The organism is Nitratireductor alexandrii, from assembly GCF_004000215.1.
GTDB lineage: Bacteria > Pseudomonadota > Alphaproteobacteria > Rhizobiales > Rhizobiaceae > Mangrovimarina > Mangrovimarina alexandrii.
In genome coordinates, this window is the sequence record NZ_RBVY01000004.1 from 109,551 (window position 1) to 129,438 (window position 19,888).

Consider the following 19,888-nt stretch of genomic DNA (forward strand, 5'->3'; position numbering starts at 1 on the left):
TGCGGCGGGACGCTCAGGCGATCGCGGCCCGCATCAGCACGCCGGCAAATGCCGTGCCGTCCGGCAGTACGATGGTGCTCGCCGCGACGCGCGCGAAGCCGAGCCGGCGGTAGAACGCCTCGGCCGGCAGGCTCGACTGGCATTCCAAGCGCGTGAAGCCGCGCGCGCGGGCCTCGTCGCGGCAGCGCCGGTAAAGCGCGCGCCCGAGACCGCGGCGCATCGCTGCCGGGTCGACGGCGAAATGGCGCAGATGCGCCGTGCCGGCCCGTTCCCGTCCGTCGGGCGCGCAGGGCGACCAGCCGCCGCAGCCGGCAAGCCGCCCGTTCAAAAAGGCGACATGGAAGGTGCCGGACGCGATCAGGCCGGGATTGGCGCGGGTCATGAAGGGCAGGGCGCGGGCAAGCAGACCCGCTTCGTACCAGCCGGCATAGGCGGCAGGGTAGGAGCGCGCCAGGAGATCGGATATCGCCGCGCTGTCGGCCGCCGTTGCCGGGCGCACCGTGACCGTGCCGCTTTCCTCGTCGCGCCGCTTCTCGCCCATCGTTTCGTCCCGCTGGCCGGCGGCGATGATAACGCGCCTTTGCCGCGCCGGCATCACGCCTCTTCGCCGCGCGGCCCGTACGGAGTTGTGCACGGGGGACCGGCAGCGCCGCGAGGGGGCGAATGGCGCTGCCGGCCGTTGCCTGTCCTGACAAAAAGAGGCCAGACGCGATCCAACGCGCGACCGGCGCGTAAAGTTCCCGACAGGCCCGCCGGCAACCGCTTTGACGGGCAGGCCTTGGTAACGATGCGCGCGCGGCCTATCTTAACGCCGTAGCCGCGTCGTTGCGAAGGAGAGGCCCATGTCCGGCAAGAAGCCCGTCCGAAAACCCGAAACGCCGCGCGCCTCGCCGGCCGCCGACGCCTTCCGCAAGGCGCGCGCCGCCGGCGGCAACGATCTTGCCGAAAATCTGGAAGAGGAACTGCAGGAAGGGCTGGAGGACACGTTTCCCGCCAGCGATTCCATTTCCGCTATTTCCTCCTCGGTGGCCGGCGGACGCCGCAAGACGTAGAGCGCCCCGTCCCAGGTCGGCGATGAAGGCGGTTTGCCGTACTCGGGGAGATGACTATACTTCGCCGGGTCCGGTACCGGCGCGCGACCCCGACCGGCCGCGCGGCAAGCCCGGGTGCGGGAGCCGTCCTGCTTTTCGCGGATTTGCGGACCGGTTCTGACTTGTTGTTTTGACGCGTTTCCGAGCGGCGAACCGGCTTCCACTTCGAGGGGAACGCACCAGGCGGGAGAGTGTGCGTTGACGTTCGACATCCCTCATATGATCGCCACGGGGGCGATCGTCTTTCTCGTTATCTGGATCACCGATCACACATCCGCATGCGACGGCTTGAGCAAGGGACGCAAAACCCTGGTCAAGACCGTCGCGATCTTCGTTCTCGTGGTCATGCTGAACATCTTCTGGCCTTACGGGTCCGGTGTGTGAACCGAGCCGTGAGCGCCCTGGCCGCGGGCGGCCGCGCGCTCGGTGCGCGCCGCCGCAAGACGGGTGCGCACGAAGGCGGCGAGGAAGGACGCCGTCATCAACAGCACGATGGTCGGAGCCGGCGCGCTGTCGATGAAAAACGACAGATAGACGCCGAAGAAGCTCGACAAGACCCCCACCAGGGCCGCGATCGCCATCATCGGGCCGAAACGGCGCGCCAACAGGAAGGCGGTGGCGCCCGGCGTGATCAGCATCGCGATCGCCAAAATGATGCCGACGGCCTTGAGCGCGCCGACGATGGTCAGCGACAGCACCGCGAGCAGCCCGTAATGCAGCAGACGCACCGGCAGGCCGATGGCGCGCGCGTGCTGTTCGTCGAAGGACAAAAGCAGCAGGTCGCGCCGGCGCAGCATGAGCAGGCCGCACACCAGCGCGGCGATCACCGCGCTTTCGGCCACGTCGGCCCACACCACACCCAGCATGTCGCCGAACAGGATATGGTCGAGATGCACGTCGGTCTCGATCGACAGATAAAGCACGATGCCGAGGCCGAACATGCCCGAAAACACCACACCCATGACGGTGTCTTCCTTGACGCGGCTGTTTTCCTTGAGGAAACCGGTGGCGATAGCGCAGACCATGCCGGCGGCGAACGCGCCGACGGCCAGCGAAATACCGGCCATGTAGGCCAGCACGATGCCGGGCAGGACGGCGTGCGAGACCGCGTCGCCCATCAGCGACCAGCCCTTGAGCACCAGGAAGGTCGACAACAAGGCCATCGGCAGCGCCACCAGCACGGCGATGACGAAGGCCTGTTGCATGAAGGGAAAGGCGAACGGCAAAAGCAGCGTGTCGATCATGACGGCGTGGCCTCCAGGACGGCGCGCGCCTTGCGGCGGGCGGCCAGCATGCCGTGCTTGGGCGCGAAGACGAAGGCGGCAAGAAAGACCAGCGTCTGCAGGACGACGATGATGCCGCCGGTGGCGCCGTCGAGAAAATAGGACAGATAGGCGCCGGTCAGGCTGGTGAGCGCGCCGATGGCGACCGAGACCAGGATCAGGCGCGGAAAGCGGTCGCACAGCAGATAGGCGGTGGCGCCGGGCGTGACCACCATGGCGATCACCAAAAAGGCGCCGACGGTCTGCAGCGCGGCGACCGTGGACGCCGACAGCAGGGTGAAAAACACCGCCTTGAGCCAGAACGGGTTGAGGCCGATCGAACGGGCGTGGTTTTCGTCGAAAAACACCACCATCAAATCCTTCCACTTGGCCAGGAGCACGGCCAGCGAGACGCCGGAGATCAGGACGAGCTGCAGCGTGTCGCCGGGCGTGATCGCCAAAATATTGCCGAGCACGATGGTCTGGATGTTGACCGAGGCCGGCGACAGCGAGACCATGAACAGGCCGAGGCCGAAGAACGAGGTGAAGATCAGCCCGATGACGGCGTCCTCGCGCAGCTTGGTGCGCTGGTTCAAGAACAGCATCGCGCCGGCGGCGAGCCCGCCCGACAGGAACGCGCCGAGCGAAAACGGCAGGCCCAGCATATAGGCGCCGGCCACGCCGGGCACGATCGAGTGGGACAGCGCGTCGCCGATCAGCGACCAGCCTTTCAGCATCAGATAGGCCGACAGGAAGGCGCATACACCGCCGACCAGCGCGCTGACCCAGATGGCGTTGATCATGTAGCCGTAGGAAAACGGCTCGAGCAGGGTCGCGATCATGATTTCGCCTGCCCGGTCGTGTCGTCGACTTCGGTTTCGGCGTCGAGCGCCGTCGGCCGGCTCGGCGCGCCGTCCTCGCCCTTTTCCCCGTAAAGCACGAACGGGCGTTCGTCGTCGGTGATGACGGTGACCTGGCGGGTATCGGCGTCGTCGTGCAGGTCGGCGCCGCCAAGCACGAAATGGCGCAGCACGCCGCCGAAGGCGGCTTCGAGGTTGGCCCTGGTGAAGACTTTTTCGGTCGGTCCGGCGGCCAGAACCGTGCGGTTGATCATGATCGCGCGGTCGCAGAATTCCGGCACGCTGCCCAGATTGTGGGTCGACACCAGCATGACGCGGCCCTCGTCGCGCAGTTCCTTCAACAGCGTGACGATGGTGGCCTCGGTGGTGACGTCGACGCCGGTAAACGGCTCGTCGAGCAGGATGACCTCGCCCTCCTGGGCGAGCGCGCGCGCCAGGAAGACGCGCTTTTTCTGCCCGCCGGAGAGTTCGCCGATCTGGCGCTTGCGAAACGCGCTCATGCCGACGCGCTCGAGCGCGGCGTCGACCAGGCGGCGGTCCTGGCGCGAGGCGAGGCGCAGAAAGTTCATGTGGCCGTAGCGGCCCATCATGACCACGTCCTCGACCAGGACCGGAAAATTCCAGTCGACCTCCTCGGATTGCGGCACATAGGCGACCACGTTGCGCTTGAGCGCCCGGCCGGCCGGCTCGCCCAGGATGGAGACCGAGCCCCGGGCGAGCGGCACGAACCCCATGATCGCCTTGAACAGCGTCGACTTGCCGCTGCCGTTGACGCCGACCAGCGCGGTGATCGTGCCCCGGGGGATGGCGAAATCGACGTCGAACAGCGCGGTGTGGCCGTTGCGGTAGGTCACGGTGACCTTGTCGGCGACAAGACCGCTCTGGCCGGCGCGTGTCCTGGTCTCGGGCAGTGCGGCCAGATTCATTCCGAAAGCCCCTCGGCGATCGTCTCGGTCGTCACCCGCAACAGGTCGAGATAGGTCGGCACCGGCCCGTCCGGTTCGCTGAGCGAATCCACGTACAGCACCCCGCCATAGGCCGCGCCGGTCTCGCGCGCCACCTGCCTGGCCGGCTTGTCGGAGACGGTGTTTTCGGAAAAGATCGCGGGCACGTTGTTGTCGCGCATGATGTCGATGACCTTGCGGATCTGCTGCGGCGTTCCCTGGCTGTCGGCGTTGATCGGCCAAAGATAAAGCTCTTTGAGATCGAAATCACGCGCCAGATAGCTGAACGCGCCTTCGCTGGAGGCCAGCCAGCGCCGCTCCTCGGGAATCTGCTGCAGTCGCTCGCGGATCGGCGTGATGGTGGCGGTGATTTCGTCGGCATAGGTTTTCGCGTTGGCGTCGTAGGTCGCCGCGTTCTGCGGGTCGCGTTCGACCAGCGCCTTGCGGATATTGTCGACATAGATCAGCGCGCTGGTCGGCGACATCCAGGCATGCGGGTTCGGCTTGCCGGAATAGGGGCCCTCGGCGATGCCCATCGGCTCCACGCCCTCCGACACGATGACGCCGGGCACGTCGCGCAGATTGCGGAAGAAGCGTTCGAACCACAATTCGAGATTGAGGCCGTTCCACAAGATGAGATCGGCGTCCTGCGCCTTGAGGATGTCGCCCGGCGTGGGCTGGTAATTGTGGATTTCGGCGCCCGGCTTGGTGATCGACACCACGTCGGCGGCCTCGCCGGCGACGTTGCGGGCCATGTCGGCGATCACCGTGAAGGTGGTCACGACTTTCAGGCGTTCGGCGGCGGCGGCCGCGCCGGGCAGGGCGCCGGCGATGGAAAAAAACGTGGCAAAGGCCAGGGCGGTCAGACGCATTCATGTCTCCAGTTCGGATCGGCAAGCGTGATGTCGGCCGCGACAATAGCGTCCCGATTTCGCCTGTCAATGCAAATGCAAATCGTTTGCAATAAAAAACGTGGGACGGTGCCGCGTGCCATTTGCAACTGATTGTCATCTGGACCATAGTCCGGCCATGACGAAGAACGCGACAGGACGGGTCGACCACGAGGCGGAGCTGCGCAAGGCCGGCATCCGCATCACGCGCCCGCGCCGCATCATCCTGCGAATCGTTTCCGAAACCGACGACCATCCCGACGCCTACGAGATCTTTCGCCGCGCGGTGCAGGAGGACAAGAACATCTCCCTGTCCACGGTCTACCGGACGATGAAGCTTTTGGAGGAGCACGGCACGATCCAGCGCCACGCCTTCGCCGGCGGGCCGTCGCGGTTCGAACATGCCGGCGAGGAGCATCACGACCATCTGATCGACGTCGAGACCGGCGACGTGATCGAGTTCCGCTCCGACAAGATCGAGAAACTGCAGGACGAGATCGCGCGCGAACTGGGCTACGACATCCTGCACCACAAACTGGAGCTTTACGGCCGCAAGAGGCGCTCCGCATGAGTTTTCCGCCCGTGGTTCAGCACCCGTAAAACCAGCCGAGGCCGGGTTTTCGCCGTAATTTGGCGGTACCGGCCACACTTGAAGCATCGACCGTCACAGGCGGTCGACGAGGAGAGGGATTTTGATGATCAACAAGAAAATCGTGGCCGCCACCTTTGTCGCGGCCTTCGCGGCCAGCGCCTGCACCACCGACCCCTATACGGGCGAGCGCAAGGTCTCCAACACCGCCGGCGGCGTCGCGCTCGGCGCGCTCGCCGGCGCGGGCCTGGGAACGCTGGCCGGCGGCAACGACCGCCGCAACGCCCTGATCGGCGCCGGCATCGGCGCGCTCGCCGGCGCGGCCGTCGGCTCCTATATGGACCAGCAGGAAGCCCAGCTGCGCGCCGATTTGCGCGGCAGCGGCGTCAGCGTCACCCGCCAGGGCGACCTGATCGTGCTCAACATGCCCTCCAACATCACCTTCGACAGCGACCAGGATGCGGTCAAGCCGGCCTTCTACGGCACGCTCAATTCGGTGGCGCTGGTGCTGAAGAAATACAACCGCACCATTGTCGACGTTTACGGCCACACCGATTCGACCGGCGACGACAATTACAATTTGAACCTGTCGCAGCGCCGCGCCTCGTCGGTGGCCGGCTATCTGAGCGGCCAGGGCGTCGATCCGCGCCGCTTCGCCATCGTCGGCCTCGGCGAGACCCAGCCGATCGCCTCGAACGCCTCGGCGGCCGGCCGGGCGCAGAACCGGCGCGTGGAAATCCACCTGGCGCCGATCACCTGACGCCGCGCCGCACGGCGCTTTTTCCGACGACAAGAGGGCCGCTCCGCGCGGCCCTTTTTCATGGCCGCCGGCGGCAGGGATTCGCTACGCCTCGTAAAGCATCGAAACCCGGTTGCCGGTAGCGCGCCGACGTTCAACAGGCATCTGGAGCAGGCGGCGAGACCGTGGTCTGCGGCGGTCAGGCGCGTCGCAACCGGCCGAAACCTAGTTGATCAATCCCCGGCGGCTTTTTCCGTCGTGCCGGTACCAACCGGGCGGTCGCCGCTTCCCGCAAGGAGCAGCGCGAGTATCAGAAGCCCGGATGAAAAAAACACCGCAATATAGGAAAGAACCCAAGCTGCCCGAACAAGCCATTGGATAGCCAAGCTTGGAAAAAAGTCGACTCCGACCCTGATATTCAAGACAAAGCATACAGCGAAAGTGGCAACGAATACCAACAAAGCCCGCAGCGCCCACCTGCGTTGCGTTCGTCTTGGCTGGTCATGTAGGAAGGCATACGCGAACATTGCCCCCAGCGCACCAGACACCGAACAAAATACGTTCAATGCGGGTTGCCAATAATCTGAGATCAATTTCAGCCCTGTCAGGGCATCCTGCCAGGGTGCCAAGAGTTCAACGAGTGCGGGAATTCCCCAGATTTTCCAGCCCGCGAAGACTTCCTTGACTGAAAGCGCCATGGTCAGTTTCCGCTGGCCATTCCGAACGGCAACGCCAGTCGGGCCAAGCCATCACCGAATTCAACGACCAGAACGCCTTCCGTCCGTTTCGCCGGGAAAAGGACTGGAACCGGAGACGACTCCTCCGCGACAAGTCTCGGTTCGGAGAGTTGGAGGTCGCTCAAGCCCAAGCGCTTGGTCAGGCTTTCCATCTCGGTGCTCAGAACGATTTCGGGCAGCTTGTAGCCCAGTTCAAGCATTCTGGAGAACTCGGGACCGTCGACGCTTGCGACGAACCTCAGGCGGGCGACGGGCTCTTGATTTTCGTCGAGAGAGAATATCTCGGCAATAGACACGTTTACGGAGACGAAGTCGTCATTGGTAACCTGACTTTCTGAATCAACAAGATCCGACAACGCATCGTCTCGCACCGGGACCGCAATTCTTCCCCCAGAGCTCAAGGTCAACAACCCGTCTGCGGCAGACTGTGTGAGGTAGCCGACAAACAGCTCCTTATCAGCGAAAGCCTGCACCAGCCCGTCAGACTGGCGAACCTGAGCCTTCCAGACCACCGCGCCGTCAACAGGCATCCAGCTGATCTCCGACGGTCGCAACACGGTCGTCGGCTCTATTTTTTCGGGGCGTGGCCCATACCAGAATTCCGTTGCTCGGTCGTCCTTGTCTTGAAGCACTTCATCGAAATAGATTCGGCTAGCGTCATCCCCTTTCACAACACCTGCGGAAAATCCCGCCGATTCCCATGTGAACCAAAGCGGCCGGACGTGACTGTTGCGAACGCATCTCTCGAAGCGCCATTTGCCAGTGTCCGTCCGCTCCTTGATCCATGACTCATAGGTGAAATCGAAACCACCGCTTGTCACTCCCCCGGTTTCAGGCCCTTCACATGTTTCTCCGGCCCACCCGAGGGAGCAAAAGGCAGACATCAAAAACCCCGAGAAAGCAAGTATTTTTCCGATCATGGCATTCACCGAATGGATCGTCCGGATAATAATATCAATCAGAAATTTAAAAATTTCAAGATGCTTTGAGTTTCTTCCGGAATGATATGTTTTGTATTTTGATGTCAATCATAGAAATATTGAATGTCGCCAAGCAAGTGAATGATGACACCAATTCGGTTTCGGCAAAAGGGTCTGGAGTCGCGACCGGCGGCGTTTCTCAAATAGTCCCCGGATGCTACGCAAGTTGTAGAGCAGGCAGCGGCGAACCGCTACGCCTCGTAAAGCATCGAAACCCGGTTGCCGGGATGGCGTTCGATGCGGCCGGCGAGGTCGAGCTCCAGCAGGATCATGAACACCTGGGCGGCGTGCAGGCCGGTATGGCGGATGATGTCGTCGACGCCGGTCGGCGTCGGCCCGAGCGCCTCGACAACCCGGGCGCGGTCGGCGTCGCCGGGCGGCGGCGTGGCGGCGAAATCGGGCGGTTCGTCGAGCGCGTCGGCCGGCGGGACGGCGCGGCCGAGCAGCGGCGCGACATGGGCGAGAATGTCGTCGGCGCCGGTGACAAGCAGCGCGCCGTCCTTCAAAAGCCCGTTGGTGCCGGCCGCGCGCGGATCGAGCGGCGAACCGGGCACGGCGAAGACCAGCCGGCCCATCTCGCCGGCGAGCCTGGCCGAAATCAGCGAGCCGGAGCGCCGCGCCGCCTCGACCACGACCAGGCCGTGGGCGAGCCCGGCGATCAGCCGGTTGCGGCGGGGAAAGTCGCGCGCCCGCGGCTCCCAGCCGAACGGCATTTCCGTCATGACCGCGCCGCCATGGACGGGGATGGCCTCGTAGAGCCCGCGATTTTCGGGCGGGTAGGGCTTGTCGATGCCGCCGGCCAGAACCGCGATCGTGCCCGTCGACAGCGCGCCCTCATGCGCGGCCGCGTCGATGCCGCGCGCCATGCCGGAGGCGACCGCGTAGCCTTCGCGGCCGAGCGCGGCGGCAAACGCGCGGGCGAGCTTGACGCCGGCCAGCGAGGCATTGCGGGCGCCGACGATGGCGACCGTGGGCAGGGCGAACACAGCCGCCACGCCGAGCATCGTGATCAGCGGCGCGGGATGTTCCATCACCCGCAGCAGCGGCGGATAGTCGGGTTCGCCGACGGCGATCATGCGCGCGCCATAGGCGGCCGTCACCTCCATCTCGGCCTCGGCCGCCGCGACCGTGCACACCGCCACCCGGCGCGCGCCGCCGCTGCGCATCAGCTCCGGCAGCGCCTCGAGCGCGCGCTCGGCCGAGCCGAACCGGTTGATCAGGTCGCGGAACGTGGCCGGTCCGACATTGTCGGTGCGGATCAGGCGCAGCCAGGCGAGGCGCTGGCGGTCGCTCAGGCGACCGGCACCAGCGCCGCCGGCCATTACCCCTTGGCCCCGATGCGCGTTTCGGTGCCCTTGAACAGGCGGGCGATGTTGGCACGGTGCTTGAAAAACACGATTACGCTCATCAGCGTGAATAGTTCGGCGGCCTGGACGTGGTTGGTGAGGTAGAGGGCGACCGGCACCACGATCGCCGCGACCAACGCCGCCAGCGAGGAATAGCGGGTGAGGAAAGCGACCGACAGCCAGGCAAGCGCGAAGGCGAGCGCCCCCTGCCAGGCGAGCGCGATCAGCACGCCGAGATAGGTCGCGACGCCCTTGCCGCCCTTAAAACCGAGCCAGACGGGAAACAGATGGCCCAAAAAGGCCCCGAGCCCGGCCGCGACCGCCTGGTCGGGCCCGTAGAGCCCGGCGACGAGCACGGCGACGACGCCTTTCAGCGCGTCGGCCAGCAGGGTGAGCGCCGCCAACCCCTTGCGGCCGGTGCGCAGCACGTTGGTGGCGCCGATATTGCCGGAGCCGATCTTGCGCACGTCGCCGAGGCCGGCGAGCCGGGTGATCAAAAGGCCGAACGGGATCGAGCCGAGAAGATAGCCGAAGACGAGTGCGGCGACGAGATAGGGAAGGGCCAATTGCCAGCTGATCGGGTCGGGCATGACGGTTCCTGTGAGGGGCGGCGCCCGATGTCAGGCTGCAAACACTGTGCGGCCTGCCACCATGGTTTGCAAGACCCGGCCCTGCATGCGCGCGCCCTCGAACGCGGTGTTCTTGGACTTGGAGCTTATGTCATTTTCGCGCACGATCCACGGCGCGTCCAGATCGACGACGATCAGGTCGGCCGGCGCGCCGGGCGCGAGCCGCCCGCCGGGCAGGCCGAAGCGCCGCGCCGGGGCGCTCGACAGAAGCTCGGCCAGGCGCAGGAGCGGCACCTCGCCATTGTGGTGAAGCCGCAGCGCCGCCGCCAGCAGCGTTTCCAGGCCGATGGCGCCGTCGGCCGCGTCGGCGAACGGCAGCCTTTTGGTGTCGACGTCCTGGGGATCGTGCGAGGACACGATCATGTCGATCGTGCCGTCGCGCACCGCCTCGACCATGGCCAGCCGGTCCTCCTCCGCGCGCAGCGGCGGCGACAGGCGGAAGAAGGTGCGGTATTCGCCGATATCGAGCTCGTTGAGCGAAAGATGATTGACGGTCACGGCCGCCGTCACGTCGGCGCGGTCGTTCTTGGCCCGGGCGACGGCGTTGGCCGACAGGGCGGTGGAAATCGCGGCGGCGTGATAGGCGCCCTCGGTCAGCCGCGCCAGATAGAGGTCGCGCTCAAGCGGGATCACTTCGGCCTCGCGCGGGATGCCGGGCAGGCCGAGCCAGCTCGCGAACAGGCCCTCGTTCATCACCCCCGACGAGGCGAGGTCGACATCGTGGGTGTGATGCGCCAGCACGATGCCGAAATCGCGCGCATAGGTGAGCGCGCGGCGCATCACCAGCGCGTTGGCGATCGTGCGGCGTCCGTCGGTCAGCGCGACCGCGCCGGCCTGGCGCAGCAGGCCGAATTCGGTGATCTCGCGCCCGTCGAGGCGCCGCGTGACGGCGGCGGCCGGCCATACATTGACCATCGCCGTGTCGCGCGCCGTGCGCAGCACGAACTCCACCAGCGACACGTCGTCGATCACCGGGTCGGTGTCGGGCATCATCACGATCGAGGTGACGCCGCCGGCCGCCGCCGCCGCGCTTGCCGAGGCGATGGTTTCGCGGTGCTCGGCACCCGGCTCGGACACGAACACCCTGGCATCGACCAGGCCGGGCATGACGACGTGGCCGCCGCAATCGACGGTTTTCGCCCCTTCGGGCAGGCCCTGGTTGCGGGCCTCGGCGCCGGCGGCGGCAATCACCGCGCCGTCGACGATCACCGTGCCCGGCTCGTCGAGGCCGCGCGACGGATCGACGACCCGTGCGTTGGTGAAGGCGGTGATCATGCCGCCTCGTCCCGGTTGCGGCGCGGGTCGAGCAGCGCCTCCATCACCGCCATGCGCACCGCGACCCCCATCTCCACCTGTTCCTCGATCACGCTTTGCGGGCCGTCGGCGATCTCGGAGGCGATCTCGACGCCGCGATTCATCGGGCCGGGATGCATGACCAAGGCGCCCTCGGCCGCGCATGCCAGTTTTTCGGCGTCGAGGCCGAAATAGCGGAAATATTCGCGCACCGACGGCACCAGCGCCCCGGCCATGCGCTCGCGCTGCAGCCGCAGCATCATGACCACGTCGGCGCCGGCGAGGCCTTCCGCCATCGAGCGATGCACCTCCACGCCCATCCGCGCGATGCCGGCCGGCAGCAGCGTCGACGGCGCGACGACGCGCACGCGCGCGCCGAGCGCGTTCAAGAGGATGATGTTGGAGCGGGCGACGCGCGAATGCAGCACATCGCCGCAGATCGCTACCGTCAGGCGGGCGATGCGCCCCTTGGCGCGGCGGATGGTGAGCGCGTCGAGCAGCGCCTGGGTGGGATGTTCGTGCGCACCGTCGCCGGCATTGACCACCGAGCAGCCGACCTTTTGCGCCAAAAGCGCGGCCGCGCCGGCCGAGCCGTGGCGGATGATCAAGATGTCGGGCCGCATGGCGTTGAGGGTCATCGCCGTGTCGATCAGGGTTTCGCCCTTTTTGACCGAAGAGCTGGCCACCGCCATGTTCATGACGTCGGCGCCGAGCCGCTTGCCGGCGAGCTCGAACGAGGACTGGGTGCGGGTCGAGGCCTCGAAGAACAGGTTGATCTGGGTGCGCCCGCGCAGGCTCGAGGTCTTTTTTTCCGGCTGGCGCGAAATCGCCACGGCGCGGTCCGCCCGGTCGAGCAGCAGCTCGATATCCTGCGGCGACAGCCCCTTGATGCCCAACAGATGGCGGTGCGGGTAAAGCGGAAGGGCCGGGTGCTGGGTCATCTCAAGGCGCTGCTATAGGGCCGGGCGCGGCCTGCCGCAAGCCGCCGCCGCCGCGCCGACGGCTTCTCCCCAGGGAATCGACCGGGAAGGGGGCGGGGCGGGCTTGCGTTGGCGACGGAATAGTGTTCGCGTAAAAGACGATGCCTACGCTATAACAGCCTGACCGGTGTCGCGAATCCGCAAAGCGCCGTCCGATCCGGGGCGACGGTCGGGTTCAGGCGACCGGGTCAACGGCGCCATGCGCGCCGCGCCGCATATGAAGGGGATTCGTCGTTGACGCATGAGGTGACCAACCAGCCTCCGCCCTTGTCGGGCGCCAATGCCTGGCGCGGCGACCCGCTGCTGGTGCAGCTTTGCGAGGATTTCTCCGCCGAAGTGCGCAAGGATCTCGACGCCGTCGGCCGCTTCGCGCTGTCGGCCGAGGCGCAGGATCTGGCGCGGCTGGCCAATTCGGAAGCGCCGCGGCTGCGCACCCACGACCGCTACGGCCACCGGCTCGACCAGGTCGAGTACCACCCCGCCTATCACGCGCTGATGCGCCGGTCTGTCGCCAACGGGCTGCATGCTTCGATCTGGGAGAACGGCCAGGCCGAGACCGGTCAGCGCCACCAGGTGCGCGGCGTGCGCTTTTTCATGACGGCGGGCCTGGAATGCGGCCATCTGTGCCCGATCACCATGACCAGCGCCTCGCTGGCCGCGCTGATGGCCTCGCCAAAACTGTTTCGCGAATGGGCGCCGCGCGTCACGACGCGCAAATACGACCAGTCGCACCGTCCGCCGGTGGAGAAGGCCGGCCTGACGCTCGGCATGGGCATGACGGAAAAACAGGGCGGCACCGACGTGCGCGCCAACACCACCAAGGCCGAACCGGTCGGCAAGGGGTTTTACCGCATCACCGGCCACAAATGGTTCATGTCGGCGCCGATGTGCGACGCGTTCATGGTTCTGGCGCAGGCGCCGGAAGGCCTGTCCTGCTTCCTGGTGCCGCGGCTGCTTGGCGGCGGCGAGGGCAACGGCTTCCGCTTCCAGCGCCTGAAGGACAAGCTCGGCAACCGCTCCAACGCCTCCTCGGAGGTCGAGTTCGTCAATGCGATCGGCGAGCTGGTCGGCGAGCCGGGCGGCGGCGTGCGCACGATCATGGACATGGTCACCATGACCCGGCTCGATTGCGCCCTGGCCTCGGCCGGCATCATGCGCGCGGCGGTGAGCGAGGCCGTGCACCATACGCGGCACCGCGCCGTGTTCGGCGAAAAGCTGGTCGAGCGGCCGCTGATGATTCGCGTTTTGGCCGATCTCGCCCTCGACGTCGCCGCCGCGACGGCGCTGTCGTTCCGCCTGGCGCGCGCCTTCGACGAGGCGGCCGAGGATCGCGGCGCGGCCGCCTTTGCCCGCGCCATGACGCCGGTGGTCAAATACTGGGTGTGCAAGATCTGCCCGAGCATCGTCTACGAGGCGATGGAGTGTCTGGGCGGCAACGGTTATGTGGAAGAGGCGCCGTTGGCGCGCCATTACCGCGAGGCGCCGATCAACGCCATCTGGGAAGGGTCCGGCAACGTCATGGCGCTCGACCTTCTGCGGGTGATCCAGCAGGCGCCGAGCCTGCTGGAAGCGGTTCTCGACGGCATCGCCGCCGATCTGGGGCCGAGTGGGCCGGGCACGACCGAGGTGCTGCGGGCGGCGATCGGCGTGGCGCGCTCGGACGAGGGGGCGGGCCGGATCCTGGCCGAGCAGCTCGCGCTCGCCGCCGCGGCCGCCGAACTGCGCCGGCTGGGCGCCGGCCACATCGCCGACGCCTTCGTGGAAACGCGGCTCGCCGGCCAGTGGCGCAGCACCTACGGCATGCTCGATGCCCGCCACGACGCGCGCATGATCGTCGATACGCTTTATCCCGAGCCGATATAGTCGGCCGCCGCCAGAACGGCCGGGATCGACAGGAACGACACCGCCGTCTGCATCGTGGTGACGGTGGCGTAGAGTTCTGCGTCGCCACCGAGCTGGCGCGCCAGCAGGAACCCGTTCATCGCCGTCGGCACCGCCGCGCACAGCGCCAGATAACGCAGCTCCGGCCCGGTGACGCCGCACAGTATCGCCAGGCCGAGCAGCAGCGCGGGATAGACGGCGAGTTTCAAGACGACCGGCACCCAGACCGCCACGCGCAGGCGCAGCAGGTCGGCCGGACGCAGGCCGGCGCCGATCGTCAGCAACCCCATGCCCAGCGCGGCGCGGCCGACCAGATCGAAGGTCTGGTTGAGCGGGCCGTAGAGCTCGAACGGCAAGACACGCAGCAAGAGCGCCGCCGCCGAGGCCAGAATCAACGGATTGCGCGCCATTGAGCGCACGACATAACCCCACGGCGCGCCGCGCTCGGCGAAACGCGTCACCACCACCACCGACTGGACATTGATGGGAATGATGATCGCCGCCATCACCAGCGCGACCACGGCAACGCCGGCGGCGGGAAAGATGCGCTCGGCGATCGCCAGCGCCATGAAGCCGTTCCAGCGCACCGAGGTCTGGAAGATGGAGGAAAATTCCGGCGCCGTCGCCAGGCCGCGGGCGCGTAGCGCCGGCCACAGCGCCAGCGTCAGCGCGCCCATCGCCACGATCGACAGCATCAGCGCGGCGATCATGGCGTCGAGCTGCAGGCCGGCAAAGTCGGCGTTCAAGATGGTGACGAACAGGAGCGCGGGATAGAGAAACCAGAAGCCGAGCTTCTCCAGCCCCGGCCAGGCCGCCTCGTCGACCAGCGGCAGCCGGCGCAACACATTGCCGGCGACCAGAAGCAGAAAGATCGGCAGGGTGCTTTCGAAGGTGGCGAGCATGGGGGCAGGGGCTTTCGGTGGGTATCCCCGGCTTTTAGAGAGGTTGATCGTGAAATGGAAACGCCCGCCGGCGGGCGGGCCCGTCCCGACCGATACGCGCGCCACCGTCGCCGTTAACCTTAACAATTGGTTTGCGTTGCGGCCGCGCGGCCGGCCCGGCACTGTGCCGGGACGGAACGGATGACGATGAAGAAGATTCTCTGCCTTTTTGTTCTGGCCTTCTGGTCGGCCTTTTTCGGCGCCCTGGCCTTTATCGCGCTCACCGATGACGGCGGCGCGGCCGCGCTCGTCCATCGTGCGCTCGATATCGACCCTAGGGTGGCCGGGCCGACGCCGATCGATTCGCCGTTTTACGCCAGCGTGCTCGCTTTCGGCCTGATCCTTGCCGCGGTGCTGTTTGTTTGGGCCCTCCTGTCGGCGCTGTTTGAAAGGGCCGAGGGCACGCGCGATGCCGACGAGCTGGCGCGGCTGGCCTTCGGCGCGGGAACCGGCATGATGATGGTGCTGATGGCGGCAGGTGCCGCGATCGGCGGGCAGGGCGCGTTCGTTGCCGCCTCGATCCACGTCGCCGCGCTGACAGTCTCCTATATCGCCATGCGCGCGGAGGCGCGCCGTGCCGCCGAAGCCGCCATGCCCAGCCCGCAGACCCATCCCGACGGCCTGTCGCAGCAGCCGGCCGTGCGCCTGATGGCGCTGGGCGCGGCCCACAATTCCATGCTTTCGAAACTCTCAGGACGCTCCGAGGCGGGCGGGGAACGGCAGAGCTGATGCGCTACATCCTGGGATTCTGGGCCGTGCCGATGGGACTGTTCTGGTCCTGGTTCCTGCTCGCCTATAATGACTGGAATTTCGGCATGCTGTTTTTCAGCCGCGTGCTCTACGACCATGTCTTTTCGATCTACGGCGAGATCACCGGGATCGCGCCGGACCAGTTGCCGATGCTGATCGCCCGCGCCTGCATCGTCGACACGTTCTTGATCTTCGGCATCCTGGCCTTCCGCCGCAGGAAAAAGATCGCCGCCTGGATCGCGGCCCGGCGCGCCGCTCAGCCGCAGGAAGCGGCCGCGCCCAGGGCCTGAAGCCTGTCGAGCACGCCCTGCAGGATGAAGGCGGCCGCCGCCGAATCGATGCGGCCGCCGCGTTTCTTGCGCGACACGTCCATTTCGATCAGCGCGCGCTCGGCCGCCACCGTCGACAGTCTCTCGTCCCAGAACACGAACGGCAGCACGCTCACCCGCTGCATGTTGCGCACGAAGGCCCGGCTTGCCTGCGCGCGCGGTCCCTCGCTGCCGTCCATGTTGATGGGCAGGCCCATGATCACCGCGCCGACATCGTCGGCGGCGAAGGCGCGCGCCAGCGCCTCGGCGTCGCGGGTGAACTTTCCCCGCGCCAGCACCTGACGCGGATGGGCAAAGGACAGGCTCTTGTCGGACACGGCGAGCCCGATCGTCTTTTCGCCGAGATCGAGCGCGGCGAGCGTGCGCCCCGGCGAAAGGGCGGCGGGCAGGTCGTCGATCGAAATTATCGGCATCGGGCCGAGCCTCCTTTTCTCCGCGCGCCATCATGGTCTAAACCCTAAGCGGCGCGACAATCATAGTCATAGTGGAGAGGTTCGATGAAAATCACCTGGTACGGTCATTCGGCGTTTCGCGTCGAGGCGGGCGGGGCAACAATCCTGATCGACCCGTTCCTGACCGGCAACCCGTCCTGCAGCGCAACCGTGGACGATGTCAGCGAAGGGGTCAGCCACGTGCTGTTGACCCATGGCCACAACGACCATGTCGGCGACGCGCTCGCCATCCTGGAAAAGACCGGCGCGATGCTGGTCGCGAATTTCGAGATCTGCATGTATCTGGTCGGCCAGGGCGTCGACGACGGCAAGATCAACCCCGGCAATCACGGCGGCACAGTGGATTGCGGCGGTTTCACCACCACCTTCGTCAACGCGCTGCATTCCTCGTCCTTCGGCGGCGAGGGCGGCACCAACACCTATCTGGGCAACCCGGCCGGCCTGGTGCTGCATTTCCCGGACGACAAGACGCTCTATCACATGGGCGACACCGACATTTTTTCCGACATGGCGCTGATCAACGAGCTGCACGCGCCGCAGGTCGGCCTGGTGCCGATCGGCGACCGTTTCACCATGGGCGGGGCGGTGGCCGCGCTCGCCTGCCAGCGCTTTTTCAAGTTCGAGACCGTGATCCCGTGCCATTACGGCTCCTTCCCGGTCATCGACCAGACGCCGGACAAGTTCGTCGCCGGCATGGACGGGTCCGGGGTCAAGGTCGTCGTGCCGCAGAGCGGCGAAGCGGTGCAGCTTTAACGGCCGTTCCGGCGCCGGCGCACGCGGTTGCACCGGCCGGCGCCGACGGCTATAGCGCGGCTGGTGCCGTGCGCCGCGAGGCGGGCGGCTCAGGTCCGTTGAGGAGAACAGAATGTCCGTCGATCCCGACACCGTCAAACGCGTGGCGCGCCTTGCCCGCATCGCCGTGACCGGCGAGGAGGCCGAACGCATGACCGGCGAGCTCAACACGATCCTGGGTTTCGTCGAGCAGTTGAACGAGGTCGACGTGAGCGGCGTCGAGCCGATGACCTCGGTGATTCCGATGACGATGAAAAAGCGCCGCGACGTCGTCACCGACGGCGATCGCGCCGAGGATGTGGTCGCCAACGCGCCGGCCTCGGAGGAAAATTTCTTCCTGGTTCCGAAGGTCGTCGAGTAGCGCCGATGGAGGTGTCGATCGCCGCCGAAACCCCGCTCCAGGACGATGTGCGCGCGCTGGTCGCCGACCTCAACGCCTCCATGATGCCGCTGACGCCGCGCGAGTTCCAGTTCCAGCTCACCGTCGAAGAGATGGCGGCCTCCGACGTCACGCTGTTCGTGGCCCGGGACGCCGAGGGCCGGGCAGTCGGCATGGGCGCGCTCAAGGATCACGGCCAGGGGCTGGGCGAGGTGAAGCGCATGTATACGCTGCCGCACCTGCGCGGCCAACGGCTCGGCGCCCGGCTGCTGGAGGCGATCGAGGCGCTGGCGCGCAAAAAGCGGATCGGGCGGCTCGTGCTGGAGACCGGCGACGCGGCGGGCTTCGAGCCGGCCTGGCGGCTTTACGAGCGCGGCGGGTTCGCGCCCTGCGGCGCGGTGCTCGACTATCCCGATTCCGGCTATTCGAAATTCTATCAGAAAAGCATTGGCCAATGACCGTGAGCGAACTGACCCGACTGACCATTGCCGAGGCGCGCGCCAAGCTGCGCGGACGCGACGTCTCCGCCGCCGAGCTGACCGAGGCCTATCTCGAAGCGATCGACGCCGCCAACCCGGCGCTCAACGCCTATGTGGTGGTCACGCACGACAAGGCGCGCGCCATGGCGGCCGCCTCCGACGCGCGGCTGGCCGCCGGCGAGGGCGGCGCGCTGGAGGGAATCCCGCTCGGCATCAAGGACCTGTTCGCCACCGAGGGCGTGCACACCCAGGCCTGCAGCCATGTTCTCGATTCCTTCAAGCCGCGCTACGAATCCACCGTGACGGCCAATCTGTGGGCCGACGGCGCGGTCATGCTCGGCAAGCTCAACATGGACGAGTTCGCCATGGGCTCGTCGAACGAGACCTCCTATTACGGCCCGGTCAAGAACCCGTGGCGGGCCAAGGGCTCCAATCTCGACCTGGTGCCGGGCGGTTCGTCGGGCGGCTCGGCATCGGCGGTGGCCGCGTTGTTGTGCGCCGGCGCGACCGCGACGGACACCGGCGGCTCGATCCGCCAGCCGGCCGCCTTTACCGGCACGGTCGGCATCAAGCCGACCTATGGCCGCTGCTCGCGCTGGGGCACGGTCGCCTTCGCCTCCTCGCTCGACCAGGCCGGTCCGATCGCCCGCGACGTGCGCGACGCGGCGATCCTGCTCGGCTCGATGGCCTCCGTCGACGACAAGGACACGACCTCGGTCGACCGGCCGGTGCCCGACTACGAGGCCGCGATCGGCAAGTCGGTGAAGGGCATGCGGATTGGCGTGCCGAAGGAATACCGCCTCGACGGCATGCCCGAGGAGATCGAGGCCCTGTGGCAAAAGGGCATCGACTGGATGCGCGATGCCGGCGCCGAGATCGTCGACATCTCGCTGCCGCACACCAAATACGCGCTGCCGGCCTATTATATCGTCGCCCCGGCCGAGGCCTCGTCGAACCTGGCGCGCTACGACGGCGTGCGTTACGGGCTGCGCGAGGCCGGCACCGACATCACCGCCATGTACGAAAAGACGCGCGCGGCCGGCTTCGGCCGCGAGGTCAAGCGGCGCGTGATGATCGGCACCTATGTGCTGTCGGCCGGCTATTACGATGCCTATTACGTGCGCGCGCAAAAGGTGCGCACGCTGATCAAGCGCGATTTCGAAACCGTGTTCGCCGACGGCGTCGACGCCATCCTGACGCCGGCGACGCCGTCGGCCGCCTTCGGCATCGCCGACCAGGACATGGCCGCCGATCCGGTGAAAATGTATCTGAACGACATTTTCACGGTGACGGTCAACATGGCCGGCCTGCCGGGCATCGCCGTGCCCGCCGGTCTCGACACAAACGGCCTGCCGCTCGGCCTGCAACTGATCGGGCGGCCGTTCGAGGAGGAAACGCTGTTCCAGGCCGGCCACGTCATCGAGCAGGCGGCGGGCCGGTTTTCGCCCGAGCGCTGGTGGTAGGGCCGGTAGGGCCGGCCTGAACCGGCCCGGTCGCCGCGATCGCGGCCTCTTCTATCCGGCACGGAAAGGTTTTAGCGTGCCG

Annotated in this window: 24 protein-coding genes; 11 read left to right on the forward strand and 13 right to left on the reverse strand. The window is 66.7% G+C overall.

The features are described 5' to 3' along the window. Positions 1-13: 13 nt before the first annotated feature. Positions 14-541, reverse strand: a complete 528-nt coding sequence (locus EP380_RS10020; protein ID WP_158264289.1) for a GNAT family N-acetyltransferase — start codon at positions 539-541, stop codon at positions 14-16. Between the two features lie 301 nt (positions 542-842). Here EP380_RS10020 and EP380_RS10025 point away from each other — a divergent pair, with 301 nt between their 5' ends. Together EP380_RS10025 and EP380_RS10030 are read left to right on the forward strand one after the other, a co-directional pair. After that, complete coding sequence (locus tag EP380_RS10025) at positions 843-1,052, forward strand: hypothetical protein (protein ID WP_106569555.1); 210 nt, start codon at positions 843-845, stop codon at positions 1,050-1,052. Positions 1,053-1,289: 237 nt separating this feature from the next. Then, positions 1,290-1,475 carry a hypothetical protein gene (locus EP380_RS10030; protein WP_127598374.1) on the forward strand — a complete coding sequence of 62 codons (186 nt, stop codon included), beginning with the start codon at positions 1,290-1,292 and terminating at the stop codon, positions 1,473-1,475. Here the strand turns inward: EP380_RS10030 and EP380_RS10035 are convergent. Genes EP380_RS10035 through EP380_RS10050 form a run of 4 tightly spaced genes read right to left on the reverse strand, consistent with a single transcriptional unit; the run spans position 1,457 to position 5,029 of the window. Next, entirely contained in the window at positions 1,457-2,335 is an 879-nt protein-coding gene (locus tag EP380_RS10035; protein ID WP_127598376.1) for a metal ABC transporter permease, read from the reverse strand. The genes EP380_RS10030 and EP380_RS10035 overlap by 19 nt on opposite strands. Beyond that, positions 2,332-3,195 (reverse strand): metal ABC transporter permease, encoded by an 864-nt coding sequence (locus EP380_RS10040; RefSeq protein WP_106569553.1) that lies wholly within the window; start codon positions 3,193-3,195, stop codon positions 2,332-2,334. The genes EP380_RS10035 and EP380_RS10040 overlap by 4 nt, the downstream gene beginning before the upstream one ends. Then, the gene (locus EP380_RS10045; protein ID WP_127598378.1) at positions 3,192-4,139 is read right to left on the reverse strand and encodes a manganese/iron ABC transporter ATP-binding protein; all 948 of its coding nucleotides are present in this window, start codon (positions 4,137-4,139) and stop codon (positions 3,192-3,194) included. The genes EP380_RS10040 and EP380_RS10045 overlap by 4 nt, the downstream gene beginning before the upstream one ends. Then, positions 4,136-5,029, reverse strand: a complete 894-nt coding sequence (locus tag EP380_RS10050) for a metal ABC transporter substrate-binding protein (protein WP_127598380.1) — start codon at positions 5,027-5,029, stop codon at positions 4,136-4,138. Before EP380_RS10050 ends, EP380_RS10045 begins: the two co-directional genes overlap by 4 nt. Before the next feature lie 157 nt (positions 5,030-5,186). Between EP380_RS10050 and EP380_RS10055 the strand changes: the two genes are divergently transcribed. Continuing rightward, complete coding sequence (locus EP380_RS10055; RefSeq protein ID WP_127598382.1) at positions 5,187-5,618, forward strand: Fur family transcriptional regulator; 432 nt, start codon at positions 5,187-5,189, stop codon at positions 5,616-5,618. 124 nt (positions 5,619-5,742) lie between these two features. Continuing rightward, a complete protein-coding gene (locus EP380_RS10060; RefSeq protein WP_106569549.1) occupies positions 5,743-6,396 on the forward strand; it encodes a YiaD family glycine zipper/OmpA-like lipoprotein in 654 nt (217 codons plus the stop codon). A gap of 212 nt (positions 6,397-6,608) precedes the next feature. Here the strand turns inward: EP380_RS10060 and EP380_RS10065 are convergent, their stop codons facing one another. From EP380_RS10065 to EP380_RS10090, 6 genes are all read right to left on the reverse strand, one after another. Further along, positions 6,609-7,073 carry a hypothetical protein gene (locus tag EP380_RS10065; protein WP_127598384.1) on the reverse strand — a complete coding sequence of 155 codons (465 nt, stop codon included), beginning with the start codon at positions 7,071-7,073 and terminating at the stop codon, positions 6,609-6,611. A gap of 2 nt (positions 7,074-7,075) precedes the next feature. Next, entirely contained in the window at positions 7,076-8,140 is a 1,065-nt protein-coding gene (locus tag EP380_RS10070) for a hypothetical protein (protein WP_127598386.1), read from the reverse strand. 143 nt (positions 8,141-8,283) lie between these two features. Continuing rightward, positions 8,284-9,414, reverse strand: coding sequence for a DNA-processing protein DprA (dprA, locus tag EP380_RS10075; RefSeq protein WP_127598388.1), 1,131 nt, complete (start codon positions 9,412-9,414; stop codon positions 8,284-8,286). Next, on the reverse strand, positions 9,414-10,028 hold the full coding sequence (gene plsY, locus EP380_RS10080; RefSeq protein WP_127598390.1) for a glycerol-3-phosphate 1-O-acyltransferase PlsY: 615 nt from the start codon (positions 10,026-10,028) through the stop codon (positions 9,414-9,416). Before plsY ends, dprA begins: the two co-directional genes overlap by 1 nt. A gap of 30 nt (positions 10,029-10,058) precedes the next feature. After that, positions 10,059-11,342 (reverse strand): dihydroorotase, encoded by a 1,284-nt coding sequence (locus EP380_RS10085; protein WP_127598392.1) that lies wholly within the window; start codon positions 11,340-11,342, stop codon positions 10,059-10,061. Continuing rightward, positions 11,339-12,301: an aspartate carbamoyltransferase catalytic subunit gene (locus EP380_RS10090; RefSeq protein WP_106569542.1), complete on the reverse strand. Its 963-nt coding sequence runs from the start codon at positions 12,299-12,301 to the stop codon at positions 11,339-11,341. Before EP380_RS10090 ends, EP380_RS10085 begins: the two co-directional genes overlap by 4 nt. Positions 12,302-12,574: 273 nt before the next feature. Here EP380_RS10090 and EP380_RS10095 point away from each other — a divergent pair, with 273 nt between their 5' ends. After that, positions 12,575-14,203 (forward strand): acyl-CoA dehydrogenase family protein, encoded by a 1,629-nt coding sequence (locus EP380_RS10095; RefSeq protein WP_127598394.1) that lies wholly within the window; start codon positions 12,575-12,577, stop codon positions 14,201-14,203. Here the strand turns inward: EP380_RS10095 and EP380_RS10100 are convergent. Beyond that, on the reverse strand, positions 14,185-15,123 hold the full coding sequence (locus EP380_RS10100) for an AEC family transporter (protein ID WP_127598397.1): 939 nt from the start codon (positions 15,121-15,123) through the stop codon (positions 14,185-14,187). The two genes, EP380_RS10095 and EP380_RS10100, sit on opposite strands and share 19 nt — an antisense overlap. Positions 15,124-15,309: 186 nt before the next feature. Here EP380_RS10100 and EP380_RS10105 point away from each other — a divergent pair, with 186 nt between their 5' ends. Both EP380_RS10105 and EP380_RS10110 read left to right on the forward strand, forming a co-directional pair. Beyond that, positions 15,310-15,891, forward strand: a complete 582-nt coding sequence (locus EP380_RS10105) for a hypothetical protein (RefSeq protein ID WP_127598399.1) — start codon at positions 15,310-15,312, stop codon at positions 15,889-15,891. Then, the gene (locus EP380_RS10110) at positions 15,891-16,202 is read left to right on the forward strand and encodes a DUF6105 family protein (protein ID WP_127598401.1); all 312 of its coding nucleotides are present in this window, start codon (positions 15,891-15,893) and stop codon (positions 16,200-16,202) included. The genes EP380_RS10105 and EP380_RS10110 overlap by 1 nt, the downstream gene beginning before the upstream one ends. Here the strand turns inward: EP380_RS10110 and ruvX are convergent. Further along, entirely contained in the window at positions 16,169-16,654 is a 486-nt protein-coding gene (ruvX, locus tag EP380_RS10115) for a Holliday junction resolvase RuvX (protein WP_106569537.1), read from the reverse strand. The two genes, EP380_RS10110 and ruvX, sit on opposite strands and share 34 nt — an antisense overlap. An 84-nt stretch (positions 16,655-16,738) precedes the next feature. Between ruvX and EP380_RS10120 the strand changes: the two genes are divergently transcribed. The 4 genes from EP380_RS10120 (at position 16,739) to gatA (ending at position 19,806) form a co-directional block, all read left to right on the forward strand. Continuing rightward, positions 16,739-17,446, forward strand: a complete 708-nt coding sequence (locus EP380_RS10120) for a metal-dependent hydrolase (RefSeq protein ID WP_127598403.1) — start codon at positions 16,739-16,741, stop codon at positions 17,444-17,446. A gap of 112 nt (positions 17,447-17,558) precedes the next feature. Then, positions 17,559-17,846, forward strand: a complete 288-nt coding sequence (gene gatC, locus EP380_RS10125) for an Asp-tRNA(Asn)/Glu-tRNA(Gln) amidotransferase subunit GatC (protein WP_106569535.1) — start codon at positions 17,559-17,561, stop codon at positions 17,844-17,846. A 5-nt stretch (positions 17,847-17,851) separates the two neighbouring features. Then, positions 17,852-18,322: a GNAT family N-acetyltransferase gene (locus tag EP380_RS10130; RefSeq protein WP_127598404.1), complete on the forward strand. Its 471-nt coding sequence runs from the start codon at positions 17,852-17,854 to the stop codon at positions 18,320-18,322. After that, positions 18,319-19,806, forward strand: coding sequence for an Asp-tRNA(Asn)/Glu-tRNA(Gln) amidotransferase subunit GatA (gene gatA / locus EP380_RS10135; protein WP_164749822.1), 1,488 nt, complete (start codon positions 18,319-18,321; stop codon positions 19,804-19,806). Before EP380_RS10130 ends, gatA begins: the two co-directional genes overlap by 4 nt. The last annotated feature ends 82 nt before the right edge of the window (positions 19,807-19,888 follow it).